This window comes from Micromonospora sp. NPDC003776 (genome assembly GCF_053605645.1).
In genome coordinates, this window is sequence record NZ_JBSGJR010000019.1 from 23,035 (window position 1) to 34,910 (window position 11,876).

The 11,876-nt window shown below is 70.2% G+C and carries 10 protein-coding genes and 1 pseudogene; 4 read left to right on the plus strand and 7 right to left on the minus strand.

The features are described from left to right. Nucleotides 1–1,978: pseudogene (locus tag ACWEVO_RS03570) on the minus strand (hypothetical protein); the annotation flags it as partial. 275 nt (nt 1,979–2,253) lie between these two features. Here ACWEVO_RS03570 and ACWEVO_RS03575 point away from each other — a divergent pair. Then, nucleotides 2,254–3,147: an IS5 family transposase gene (locus ACWEVO_RS03575; RefSeq protein ID WP_452305989.1), complete on the plus strand. Its 894-nt coding sequence runs from the start codon at nt 2,254–2,256 to the stop codon at nt 3,145–3,147. A gap of 6 nt (nt 3,148–3,153) precedes the next feature. On the opposite strand, the gene ACWEVO_RS03580 is transcribed toward ACWEVO_RS03575, so the two are convergent. Together ACWEVO_RS03580 and ACWEVO_RS03585 are read right to left on the minus strand one after the other, a co-directional pair. Next, complete coding sequence (locus tag ACWEVO_RS03580; RefSeq protein WP_452305990.1) at nt 3,154–3,489, minus strand: hypothetical protein; 336 nt, start codon at nt 3,487–3,489, stop codon at nt 3,154–3,156. Between the two features lie 1,040 nt (nt 3,490–4,529). After that, on the minus strand, nt 4,530–5,477 hold the full coding sequence (locus ACWEVO_RS03585; RefSeq protein WP_452305991.1) for an endonuclease/exonuclease/phosphatase family protein: 948 nt from the start codon (nt 5,475–5,477) through the stop codon (nt 4,530–4,532). 262 nt (nt 5,478–5,739) lie between these two features. On the opposite strand from ACWEVO_RS03585, the gene ACWEVO_RS03590 reads away from it, so the two are divergent. After that, entirely contained in the window at nt 5,740–6,414 is a 675-nt protein-coding gene (locus tag ACWEVO_RS03590) for an HNH endonuclease family protein (protein WP_452305992.1), read from the plus strand. On the opposite strand, the gene ACWEVO_RS03595 is transcribed toward ACWEVO_RS03590, so the two are convergent. Both ACWEVO_RS03595 and ACWEVO_RS03600 read right to left on the minus strand, forming a co-directional pair. Continuing rightward, nucleotides 6,395–6,745 (minus strand): DUF6745 domain-containing protein, encoded by a 351-nt coding sequence (locus ACWEVO_RS03595; protein WP_452305993.1) that lies wholly within the window; start codon nt 6,743–6,745, stop codon nt 6,395–6,397. The genes ACWEVO_RS03590 and ACWEVO_RS03595 overlap by 20 nt on opposite strands. Nucleotides 6,746–6,770: 25 nt before the next feature. Then, on the minus strand, nt 6,771–7,313 hold the full coding sequence (locus tag ACWEVO_RS03600) for a hypothetical protein (protein WP_452305994.1): 543 nt from the start codon (nt 7,311–7,313) through the stop codon (nt 6,771–6,773). A 448-nt stretch (nt 7,314–7,761) separates the two neighbouring features. On the opposite strand from ACWEVO_RS03600, the gene ACWEVO_RS03605 reads away from it, so the two are divergent. Further along, the gene (locus ACWEVO_RS03605) at nt 7,762–9,684 is read left to right on the plus strand and encodes an Hsp70 family protein (protein WP_452305995.1); all 1,923 of its coding nucleotides are present in this window, start codon (nt 7,762–7,764) and stop codon (nt 9,682–9,684) included. 336 nt (nt 9,685–10,020) lie between these two features. Here ACWEVO_RS03605 and ACWEVO_RS03610 read toward each other — a convergent pair whose 3' ends face one another. Both ACWEVO_RS03610 and ACWEVO_RS03615 read right to left on the minus strand, forming a co-directional pair. Next, nucleotides 10,021–11,073 carry a LacI family DNA-binding transcriptional regulator gene (locus tag ACWEVO_RS03610; protein WP_452305996.1) on the minus strand — a complete coding sequence of 351 codons (1,053 nt, stop codon included), beginning with the start codon at nt 11,071–11,073 and terminating at the stop codon, nt 10,021–10,023. Nucleotides 11,074–11,567: 494 nt separating this feature from the next. After that, the gene (locus tag ACWEVO_RS03615; protein ID WP_452305997.1) at nt 11,568–11,723 is read right to left on the minus strand and encodes a DUF4395 family protein; all 156 of its coding nucleotides are present in this window, start codon (nt 11,721–11,723) and stop codon (nt 11,568–11,570) included. On the opposite strand from ACWEVO_RS03615, the gene ACWEVO_RS03620 reads away from it, so the two are divergent. Further along, a complete protein-coding gene (locus tag ACWEVO_RS03620) occupies nt 11,698–11,847 on the plus strand; it encodes a CGNR zinc finger domain-containing protein (protein ID WP_452305998.1) in 150 nt (49 codons plus the stop codon). The genes ACWEVO_RS03615 and ACWEVO_RS03620 overlap by 26 nt on opposite strands. Nucleotides 11,848–11,876: the final 29 nt, after the last annotated feature.

Below are 11,876 nucleotides of genomic sequence, written 5' to 3' on the forward strand. Positions count from 1 at the left end.
CGGCCAGCCGGCCCGCCTGCACCAACCGCGAGGCGTGGTATTGCACTGACGCTGCCAGGTCGGGCAGGTAGGCGTGGCGGTTGAGCCGGACCAGCTCTCGATAGAGGTCGACGGCTTCCCCGGTGGCGATCAGTGCCTCGGCCAACCGGCCCACTTCTGCCAAATCTGCGGCATGATTGTTCACCGATACGGCCAGGTCGGGCAGGTAGGCGTCGCGGTTGAGCCGGACCAGCTGCCGGCGTAGGCCGACCGCTTCGCTGCTGGCGATCAATGCCTCCGCCCGCCGATTCGCATCCCCCAACAGGACGCCGCGATTGCTCACCGACATTGCCAGGTCGGGCAGGTAGGCGTCAGGGTTGAGCCGGACCAGCTCTCGGTAGAGGTCGACGGCTTCGCCGCTGGTGATCAATGCTTCTGTCAACCGGCCCGCCTGCGCCAATCGTGAGGCGTAGTTGTTCACTGACATTGCCATATCGGGCAGGTGGGCGTCGGGGTCGAGCCGGACCAGCTCTCGGTAGAGGTCGACGGCTTCGCCGCTGGTGGTCAGGGCCTCGTCCCGGCGGCCCGCCTCGGGCAATAGGACGGCGTAGTTGTTCACTACCCCTGCCAGGTCGGGCAGGTGGGCGCCGGGGTCGAGCCGTGCCAGCTGTCGGTACAGGTCGACGGCTTCGCGGCTGACGGTCAGGGCCTCGTCCCGGCGGCCCGCCTCCGCCAACCGGACGGCGTGATTGCTCACCGACGCGGCGAGGTCCCGCAGGTATTCCTCGGGATTGTGCCGTGCCAGCTGTCGGTACAGGTCGAGGACTTCGCCGCTGACGGTCAGGGCCTCGTCCCGGCGGCCCGCCTCCGCCAACCGGACGGCGTGCACGGCGCGCCATTTCGCACGGTCGGCCGCTGTTTCCATCGCATCGTTGCTGATGATCACGGTAGTCAGCGCTAGCGCCAACCGGTGCAACTCCAAAGAAGGGTACGGCACCCGCTGCGCCAGGCTACGCAGCCACTGCAGTTCGTGCGGTGACTGCTCGGCCAAGAGCATCGCCATCCGTGGGGCGTAGCGGCCGGGGAACTGGAGAGCCACCTGCACCACTGCCTCGGCCATCGTCGCCACGTCCGCGGCTAGCGCCTCACCGATGAACCCGTCCACCTCGGCTTCCTCAACCGCAGCGTGGTCAACCGCAGCCCGGCCCAGCAGGGTCAACGCCTGCACCGCCTGCCCGACCCCGAGTCCGCGAAACAGCGCTTCGCGCTCGTTAGCGCTAAATTTGCCCAGTACCCCCACCGCTAAGTGCTCGGCGAGCAAATCCGGCTGCAGCGTGCCCAATCGCCCCTCGGCCGAGGGACTCTCGTCGGCCGGGTAGAGACCGCGCAGCCACCGCACCCACGGCGCTTCTCCGTCCACGGCCTGTCCGCCATCCGCCCTTTCAGCCGCCACGGTAGGTAAGGCACGCCGTACTAGGCCGGCAACGGCCGGCTCGTCGTCAGCTCCGAACAACGCCGCCACTCCAACGACCCGAGCCAGCAGCGCATCAGCCTCCTCTTCGTCGGCCGGCAGGTTGATTCGGTGGCGTTTGGCGCTGCCCCGCCAGTACCGACGCTCATGCCCCAAAACCTCCGCAATCACATCTCCCCGTCCGTAGCCGTTGGCCGGGCCACCTAACACCGCTACCAGGGCCGCCGCATGCAACCGCAGCACCGGCGCATTCTCCGGGTACTTCCGATGCTCTAGATCTGCTGGAGCCGACCGTCTGAGCTTGCGCGCGAAAACCTCTGCCGCATGCGCCACCACCTCAACCGCCGGCCGTGTATCGATGCGCGCATCCAACGCCACCAGGTTGCGCCGATCACTGGTCAACGCATCCAACAGCGCCGCATGCTCATGAACCGAGGCAGACAATGACGTCCACCACGAAGCAGCGGTACGGGCTAGCAGCAGCACGCGAACCTGGTCACCGCGACGCCGCGACGCCGCCACCAGCAACTGCGCTAACCCCCTACCAGGGCGAGACTCGGCATAGTCCACGATCAGCAGCAGGCGGCTCGGCGCACCATCGGTAGTCGCTTTATCCGCCGCCTGCCCCTCGCTTCCCATCTGTACGGGAACACACTGCCAACCCCGGCGTACTAGGCCGTGTTTCATAGCTGGGGTTGGCAGTCGGCCCCGGCCTGGGATCTCGGCGTGTCGGTGATCGATACGCAGTGAGGTCTCCGGTAGATGGTTCATCGACCAAGACAGACCATCAGCACGGAGACCTCGTGGCCACCATACCGGTGACGAGGCGGTTCGACCTGACCGACGTGCAGTGGGCGGCACTGGAACCGCTGCTGCCCAGAGGCAAGAAGCCAGGACGACCGCTGAAGTGGAGTAAAAGGCAGCTCATCGACGGGATCCGGTGGCGGGTGCGGGTGGGCGCGCCCTGGCGGGACGTGCCGGAGTGTTACGGGCCCTGGCAGACGGTCTACGGGCTGTTCCGCCGCTGGCAACGCGCCGGAGTGTGGCAACGGATCATCACCGGGCTGCAGACCCGCTCCGACGCCGCCGGGTTGATCACCTGGGATGTCAGCGTCGACTCGACCATCGCCCGGGCGCATCAACACGCCGCCGGCGCCCGCACGCAGCCCGAGCTGCAGAAGGAACCGCCGGGTGGGGTCGAGGACGAGCCGGCTGATCATGCTCTGGGCCGGTCGCGGGGTGGCTGGACCACGAAGCTGCACCTGGCCTGCGAGCAGGGCCGCAAGCCGCTGTCGATGCTGCTGACCGGCGGGCAGTGCCATGACAGCCCGCAGTTCATCCGGGTCCTGGCCCGCATCCGGGTTCCCCGGCCCGACGGCGGCCGCCCCCGCACTCGACCCGACCGGGTCCTCGCGGACAAGGCGTACAGCTCCCGCGTCAACCGTGAGCACCTACGCCAGCGCGGCATCCCGGCCACGATCCCGATCAAAATCGATCAGGCCGCCACCCGGCGCAAGAAGGGGTCCAAGGGCGGCCGACCGCCGACCTTCGACGCCCACATCTACCAGCAGCGTCACGCCGTCGAGTGCGGCATCAACCAGCTCAAACGCCATCGCGCCATGGCCACCAGGTTCGACAAGCTCGCCGTGCGCTACCAGGCCACACTCCACGTCGCCGCGATCAACGAATGGCTCTGACCCGACCTATGAAACACGGCCTAGATCATCCATTAGCCGCAACGCCAGCCTGGTTTTGCCGTAGCCACCAGGGGCGAAGACCAGGCGGACGACCGACTCGCCGCGATCCTCGCACCACGCCGACAACTGTCGAAGTTCCGCCTCTCGGCCGCGGAACGGAACAACCTGCTGCGACGGATACAGCAGCCACACCAGTGACGACGGCGCCACGGTCGACACAGCGCCGAAGTCCACCCGCCGCACCAGCCTTGAAACCCGCTCGTACAGGAACGGCGAGAAGGCCCCTACCGTCGCGGCCAACCCACCAACCAGCACAGTGGATACCGGCTTGTTCTCCGCCACCGCCACCCATGCCGCAGACGCCGCTGGGGCACCGACTGCCAATCCCAGCAGAACGCGGAGCAACCACCTCGGCACGGGCGCACCGTACCGACCGTGAGCAGCGAACCACAACCAACGAAGGGGCTAGACCTAACCCTCACCGTGTCAAATCCGTCCATAAGAACGGCACGCGGGCAAGGGCAGGAGGCGCCCCTGCAACAGCCGCAACGGTCTTGACATCAACGGCGCTGAACGGACCGACGCGAGTCGCGGACGAGTAAACCGCTTTGATCAGTAGTTGCCGAGCACCTGCGCCAAGCCGGACAGTCCGGCCGAGGCGATGGATCAACGGGGCCGGCTTGATAGCCGCACGTGGGAACCACCCGGCGCGAACTGAGCGGGACGAGCCCGGACCGATCCAGGTGCCGAGCGCGCGGTGACCAGGCGCCCCGGATCTTGCCGGACGACTGCGCAGTGCCCTTGGGAATCTACGTCAGATGGTCAACGCCGGCCGGTCGTACAGCCATCCGTACAGCCACGGCCAGCCGCAGCCACCGACAGTGCCCGGCAACCACGGACGGGCTGACCAGAGGTGCGAACGCCCGTTCAGTCATCCGCGATCTTTTTCTAATTCCCAGGCCGCTACGGGTCGTGGGCGCCACCGCTTGACAGCCGCCATTGAGACTCGTCCGGTAGGGCGCTCCACCTTGTCCCCGTCCGGCGAGGCTGGACGGTCTGACGACTGGCCGACGAGGAGATCCGCTAATGCTCGCCGCTGGTGTTACTGCCAGCGCCAGGGCGGCCCTTACGGGGGTGTCTCAGTTGGTGAGGTTGTGGCCTCGGGCACGATCTTCTATTTGTGGCGGATGTTGTTGGGGACATGGTCCAGACCTGGGCGCCGGAGGATTTGTGGGCGGTTGCGCAGCCGTTGATTCCGGTGGCTGCGAGACGGCCTCAGGGCGGTGGGAAGCGATGGTGCCGCTTCTCCTTACCGGGCGACGAAACACTTGGGGGAGGCGGACCCGATGACTGGCCGACCCTGTCCCGATCGCCCCTTTGCGCTACGGGGTGGTGAATCGAGCGATGACCGGGGCGTGATCCGGCACGATGGCTCCCTCCCGGCTGCGGGTGGAGGCGCCGATGGAGGTGATGTCGTCAACGAGGGAGTCGATGCTTCCCAGGCGCAGTTGGAGGTCGCGGGTGGCGAGGATGTGGTCGATGAGTTCCCCGCGGCCTTGGTAGATGCGGGAGTAGGCGCGGGCGGGAGGCAGGCGTCGTCCGAGGTTGTACAGCCGGACCGCGTCGCCCGTGTCCGGTCGGTGCACGTCTCCGTCCGCGGGGCCCTCGAGCAGCACCGTGGTGATGGCGTCCGGTCCGTCGTTGAGGTCGCCGTACAGGATCGTCGGCATGCCCGGCTGCCCGTCGACGGCGGCCGCGGCAAGGACGTCGTTGAGGTGCACGCGCAGCGCGACGGCCTCGGCGGTGCGGCGCAGCAGGGCGTAGCCGGCGCCGCGGGCGCGTTCGTCTTCGCTGCGGGGGTAGCGTCGCCCGCTGGGGTAGGTGAGCAACTTGCTCTTGAGGTGGGCGGTGAGCAGCCGTAGCCCGGGGCCGCCGCAGTCGATGTGCACCTGGACGGCTCCGCGACCGAGGTGCGTGAGGTTCCCACCGTCGACGTCGGGGACCGCAGGCAGCCCCGCCTGCGGCAGCGCGACGATCTGCGCTTCCTCCGTCAGGGCGTGGCGGGCGAGGACCGCCACGCGGATGCCTCGGCTGTCCGGGTGGGAGGACACCAACGCCTGCCAGGGCTCGCCGAGGGCTGCCCGGAGGTCTTCAACAGCGCCCAGCGAGCCGATCTCCCGGAGGGCGACCACGTCCGCCCCGGTGCCGGAGACGAGTCCGGCGAGATAGGCGAGCTTCGCGGCGTACGTTTCTGCCGCCGACGTGTCGGTGTCGTCGGGTCGGAACAGGTTCTCCACGTTCCACGTCATGACGATCAGGTCGTTGGCCACCGTCGCTCCCAGCGTGTGCTACCAGCCTGAGAGTCGCACTTTAAGACGCCGCTGCAGCCGCGATTCGCCGTTCCGTCGCCATGTCGACACGCACCAACCCGCCAGCAGCAACAGACACGCCTGCCCGACCACGGGGGCGACGCAGGCAGGCTGGTCCGGGCCAGTATTCGCAGAAGCCTCTACCCCCCTTCACAAAGGCGACCTTCGATGGACATGCTCGGCCGAGATGGTCGCTGTTCACCGCGCTGCCGAGGAGCCCCTCATGCCAGTCACCCGACAGTCACCCCGAACCTCACTACGGCGGCGAGCCCTCACCGCCGTAGCCACCACGGCCCTCGCCGGCGCCTACCTACTCGCCGTCGACGCCGCGCCAGCACTCGCCACGCCTCCCGGCATCCCCTCCAAGGCGACCGCCCAGTCGCAGCTCAACGCCCTCACCGTCAAAACCGAGGGCTCGACGAGCGGATACTCGCGGGACCTGTTCCCCCACTGGATCACCATCAGCGGCACCTGCAACACCCGCGAGACCGTCCTCAAGCGTGACGGCACCTCCGTCGTCACCGACAGCAGTTGCGCCGCCGTGTCCGGCCGCTGGTACAGCCCCTACGACGGCGCGACCTGGACCGCCGCCTCCGACGTCGACATCGACCACGTCGTGCCCCTCGCCGAGGCCTGGCGCTCAGGCGCCAACGCGTGGACCACCAGCCGGCGGCAGAGCTTCGCCAACGACCTCACCCACCCGCAGCTGATCGCCGTCACCGACAACGTCAACCAGGCCAAGGGCGACCAGGACCCCTCCACCTGGCAGCCGCCCCTGTCGTCCTACCGGTGCACCTACAGCAAGATGTGGATCACCGTGAAGTACACCTGGGGGCTGACCCTGCAGTCGTCGGAGAAGTCCGCCCTGCAGAGCATGCTCAACACCTGCGCCTCCTGACATACCTGTCCGGCGCAGCCGAAGGCTGAATCGACGAGGCGAAGGGGCGGCCAGGCGCGGTGCAAGCGCATGGCTGCCCCTCCACCCCAGTCGCGGTGACTCGGACCGGAACGGTCCGGACCCCAACCCACGTGCGGGTGGCGACGGATGGTGACCGTGGCGGTAGCGCCTCGCCGTCGCGGGCCCGCATCTGGCTGCCGTCAGGCCGAAGGACCGCGGGCTCGTCCTCGGCGTGCAGCTGGCCGCCCGCGTTGAACCGCAGCAGAGTAGGCCGTTGGGTCATGACGGCGACATCCGCGAACGGCCACCGCGGTCCTGCCGCCAACGCCACATCCCGGCACCCCTTTCAAGCGGCATCAGGCGTAGTGCCAAGCACGGCGCGGTAGGTGTCGATGGCGGCGAGCAGGACTCAATCGGGGTAGTAGCACCAGGCCGGCTCGAAGAACCGGTCGTCGTGATCCAGGCAGTAGCGGGCCACGGCGTGCCTCGTCGTCCTGCTCCACGATCATGCGGTCGGTGTCCCGGAACTGGACGGGCTTCATGCGGTGGGTGCCGGTGGTGGCGCGGTCCATCGTCGCCCAGATCGGGCAATGGGCGAGGTCATACACCTGACGAGCCGCCTGCAGCACCGGGGCGAGGGCCGCGTGCTCGGCCTTCGTGACGGGGTTGCACGTGTATGGGTATTCCATGAGGTTGTAGCGGGCTTCGATGCCGTCGTAGCGCTGTTCGCCGTAGTAGCCCTCCCACTCCATGAACTGGTGGAAGTCCCCGAAGGCCCTGAATCGGTCAAGGTCGCTGGTCTGCTCCCAGAGCGGCGCCCGCGCCGCGGCTACGGACCGGTTGAGGTTGCCGCGCCGGACGGACGTGACCAGCGACGTTTGCCCGTCATCGATGAGCACTCGGAGTTGTTCCGACAGCGGCCGGCGGGAGAGGAGCACCAGAGGAAGCGGGAGGGCTCCGGCTGCCCTACCGCCTGGTAGGCGAGACGGGCGGCCGCCTCGGCCCGCGCGCGGTCGGCGGGCTCGCAGGACAGCGCCGCCTGGGTCCATCGGTTCGCAACGGCTTGTGCGGACGCTGACATGAGCGTCGTTGGCTGGTTCATCGGTTCCTCGAAAGGGGTTGGTCTGTAGCAGAGGGCGGGAGTATCGACCATGCGGTAGCCGGTCAAGCCTTGGCCGAGTCAGGCGCGGCGACTGAGCCGGATTCGGCGACAGGGACCTCCGCCGCGGGGCAGGGTGCCGGGCAGGCGTCCCGGGCGTTGGTCACGACAGGACGGCGCCCCTGTTCTCATGGCTGTGAGTAATTCGAGGGTGACGTGAATGTGATCCTCATGTTTGACTAAGGTCTATGCGAGCGGGGGAGGCGCGGCTGGCGATCGACTGTGGTAGCACCAGCACCACCGCGGTGGTGGCGTGGCCTGACGGCACATGGGTGCCGCTGATGTTCGACGGCGAGCCTGCCCTGCCCAGCGCGGTACTGCTCGGCGGCGACGGGAACATGCTGACCGGCCATCAGGCGTGGCGGGCCGCCAGCAGCGACCCGCAGCGGTTCATCCCGGCACCACGGCAGTCACCGGAGCAGCAGCTCACGGTCGCCGGCGCGGACGTCGACGCCCTCGATCTGGTCGCCGCCACGCTGCGCCGGGTCGCGGGGGAGGCGCAGCGGGTCACCGGGGCGGTGGTGGAGGATGTGCGGCTGGTGGTGCCGGCCGGGTGGGGGCCGCGGCGGCGAACGTGGATGCGCCACGCCGCTCACCGCGCCGGTCTGCCCCAACCTCGCTTGATCGAAGCCCCCGTGGCGGTCGCCGGGCACCTCCTCGCGGCGGGGGTGCAGGTGCCGGTGGGGTCGTTCATCGTGGTCTGCGATGTCGGCGCCGGCGCGGAGGTCAGCGTCCTGCGCCGCGGCCCGGCCGGGTTCGAGGTACTCGCCACCCTGGCGGACCCGACCGCCGGTGGCACCGCCATCGACGAGGCTCTCGTCGCCACGCTCGCCGACGACGGCCCGGCAGGTGACGACGGTCAGCGGTGGGCGATGCTGGCCAGCGTCGGCGCCGCGAAACACGCGCTCGCCGATCATGCGGCGGTGACGGTGCCGCTGCCGCAGGGCTCCGCGGTGGTGCTCAACACCGGCGTGCTGGAACAAGCCGCCCACCCGGTCCTGCACCGCGTCGCCCAGCTCACCACGGAAGCGATCGCCGCGGCGGAGATCAACGCCAGCGACCTTGCCGGTGTCTACTGCGTCGGCGGCGTCGCCCGGATGCCGCTACTGGCACAGGCAATCGCCGGGACCGCCGCTGTCACCCCGACCGTGGTCCCAGACCCTGCCACCGCCGCCGTCCGGGGTGCCGCCGACGCGGGCGCCGCCGACCCTGGAGCGGCAGCCCCGCCGATCGAAGTGCCGGTGCCGCCGGTACGCCGGGCGGTCGCGCTCGCGGTGCCCGGGTTGGCGTCCCTTGCCCTGCTCTGGCAGTACCTGATGACCGCCGAATACCACGACGGCACCAGGACCTTCCGGGGCCTGTACTACTCGGTCAACGTGAACTGGGGCGAGCTGACCATGGCCTGCGTCTTCGCCCTGCTGGCCTGCCTGAGCGCCGGCACCATCCTCGGCTCCCTCATCGCCGCCCACAGCCCCACCCCCGATATCAGATCCGAAGGTGGGAAGGTCAGCGTCGGCATCCTCGCCGCCGTGTCCCTCGGAGTCGCGATCGCCGGCCTGTACGCGGTGGTCTCCAGCCAGTACTTCGCGCTGCCGGTGGGCGGGTTCCTGCGCTGGGCGCTGTGGCCAATCACCCCGATCGTGCTGATGGCGGCGGCCATGGCGGTGGTCGCCGCCCGCCAATGGCGGGCGCCGCACGGCGGCTGGTCGGCGCTGCTGGCCGCGCCGACCGGTTCCGTGATCACCGCCGCCGCCGGCATGCTGCTCGTCCAGTACTCGTTGACCGCCGACCGGTGGCCGAACATGGTGCTGTGGATCGACCTCGCCGGCCGCGTCGGTGGCCTGCTGCTCGGCGTGGGTGTGGTCATGGCGCTGGTGACACCGTTGGTGTTCCGCCTGATCCTCGGCGCGCCGCTCGCGCTGATCACCGCCGCGATCGTCAGCGGGCGGGCCGCCGGAGTCCTCGGCGTCTTCTACGCCATCGCCGTCGGGGTCTGGTGGGCGGCCCGGTTGTGGGCCCGCATCGTCCGCCCCACCCCGCCCACACCTGCCGGGCGGATGCCAGCAGCGGCGATGGGAGGCGTTGCCATGCCGCCGGGTGGAGGTGGTTGAGGGTGCGGTGGCCGCGGCAGGTGGTGTGGCTGCTGTTCGTCCTCCTGCTCCTGGCCGGCCCGCCGGCGGTGTTGCTGCTCGTGGTCGGCGCGCCCCTGCGCGGGTGGCCGGACGGGCAGCAGGTGCAGGCGTGGGTGGAGCAGCCACTGACCGAGCAAACCTTGGCGGCCGCGTTGACCATCGGGGCGTGGCTGCTGTGGCTGGTGGTGGCCTACACAGTCACCGTCCGGCTCCTGGCCCGCCTTCGCGCCGGCGCGCTCTGGCTGCGGCGTATGCCCCTGCCCACACCCTTGCAAGCCACGGCCAGCGGGATGGCCGGCGCGGCAGTGTTCACCGTCAGCGCCAACACGGCGACTGCCGCGCCGCCGCAGCCTGCCCTCCCGGTCGCCGCCGGCACGCTCGACAACATCGACGACACCCACCTCGACCCCTACACCAGCGATGACGGGGTGGCGGTGGCCGGCGGCTGCGACCGCGCTCGGCCGAGCCGAGGGAGACGCTGGACAGCTGCGGGAACATCATCCGGGCCAGCTCGGTGTCGTCCATGCCGACCAGCGCCACGTCCTCGGGAACGCGGTGACCGGCGGCGAGCAGGGCGTGCAACGCGCCGACGGCGATCAGGTCGTTGGCGCAGACCAGCGCGTCGGGGCGGGTCCGGGCCAGCAGCCGCTCGGTGGCGGCGCGGCCGGCCGCGTACTGGAAGTCGCCGACCTCGACCAGGTGCTCGTCGAGCGCGATGCCGTGCGCGGCGAGGGCGGCGCGGAAGCCGGCGTCGCGGGCGGCGCCCGGCACGGTGTCGAGCGGGCCGTTGACGAAGCCGATCCGCCGACGTCCGGCCGCGACCAGGTGGCCGACGGCCAGCCCCACGCCGGTACGCGAGTCGGTGCGGACGTTGTCCACCGGGGCGTCGGCGCCGAGCTGGCCGACCACCACCACCGGCACCGGGCTGTCGACGAGCGCGGCCAGGTGGTCGTCGGTGACCCGGATCGGGGAGACGATCATGCCGTCGACGTACCGGTGGGCGAGCCGGCGCAGCAGGGCGGTCTCGTTGGCGATCTGCCCGCCGGTGGCGTGGACCAGCAGCTGCCGGCCGGAGGCGGCGACCACGGACTCGATGGCCCGCATCATCTCGACGTAGACCGGGTTGCCGATGTCCTCGACGGCGAGGGCGACCAGGCCGGTGCGCTGCGACTGGAGCGAGCGCGCGATGGCGTTGGGCACGTACCCGACCTCGGCCGCCGCCTCGCGCACCTTGCGGATGGTCTCCGGGCTGCCGCCGACGCCGTTGAGGACGCGCGAGGCGGAGGCGATGGAGACACCGGCGCGGGCGGCGACGGTGTGGACGGTGGGTCGACCGTCGGCCGACTCCTGTAAACGTTTACGACCCACGCCCCGCACCTCCGGCTCTCTGCTGTAAACGTTTCCGGGAGTCTGCGCCCGGCTCGGCGGTCAGGTCAAGGGCTCGTTACGAAAACGTTTCCAACGCGCCTGAGCTGCGTTGCCCACTCGGTCAATGCGAGGCACCCACGGTTACGGAGCGTGAACCCGCCTCCCCCGGCGCTCCTCGAGAGCGACATGTCTGAGAGACATTTCCATGTCTCAGAGACATGTCGCTCTCCAGTTGTGCGTGTCCCCGAAGGGCCCCGCCGGTGCCGCTGCCGCCGGCGGCGGGCACGACCGGCACAACGGCCAGCCGCCAGGGCGACCGCGGCGGCCCGCAGGGATGGCCGCGGGGCAGCACCAGACGACCGGACCGGCACGGACGACCGGACCGGCACAGACGACCGGACCGGCACAGACCGCCGGACCGGCGCAGACGGCCGGACCGCCATGGACCGGTGGCGGCCCCGGGCGGCCCGGAGGTCGGACGAGGTCGCCCGTGGTCAGCGCGTCGGGCCGGGTACCCGGGCGGCCAGGGGGCGGCCGGCGAGGCGGCGCAGCGCCAGGTAGCTAACGCAGCCGAGGCAGAGGTCGAAGGCGGCGTTGAGGAAGGCGGCGGCGAGCGCGGCGCCGGTGGCGGCCAGCCCGAGCGCCGGCACGCCGGACCCCTGCCGGGCGCCCTACCTCGACCGGACCCGGGCGGGCCGGCAACGGTACTGCTGCGAGCTGTGCAACAACCGGGCCGCCGCGGCGGCGTACCGGAGCCGGTCCCGGCGCGGCTGACCCGAGCTCAGCCCAGCGCGGCGGCCCAC

What these genes read in the sequence shown, in the direction of transcription:
- ACWEVO_RS03590 (WP_452305992.1), top strand. Translation starts at nt 5,740, where the DNA reads ATGCCAGTCACCCGACAGTCACCCCGAACCTCACTACGGCGGCGAGCC.
- ACWEVO_RS03605 (WP_452305995.1), top strand. Translation starts at nt 7,762, where the DNA reads ATGCGAGCGGGGGAGGCGCGGCTGGCGATCGACTGTGGTAGCACCAGC.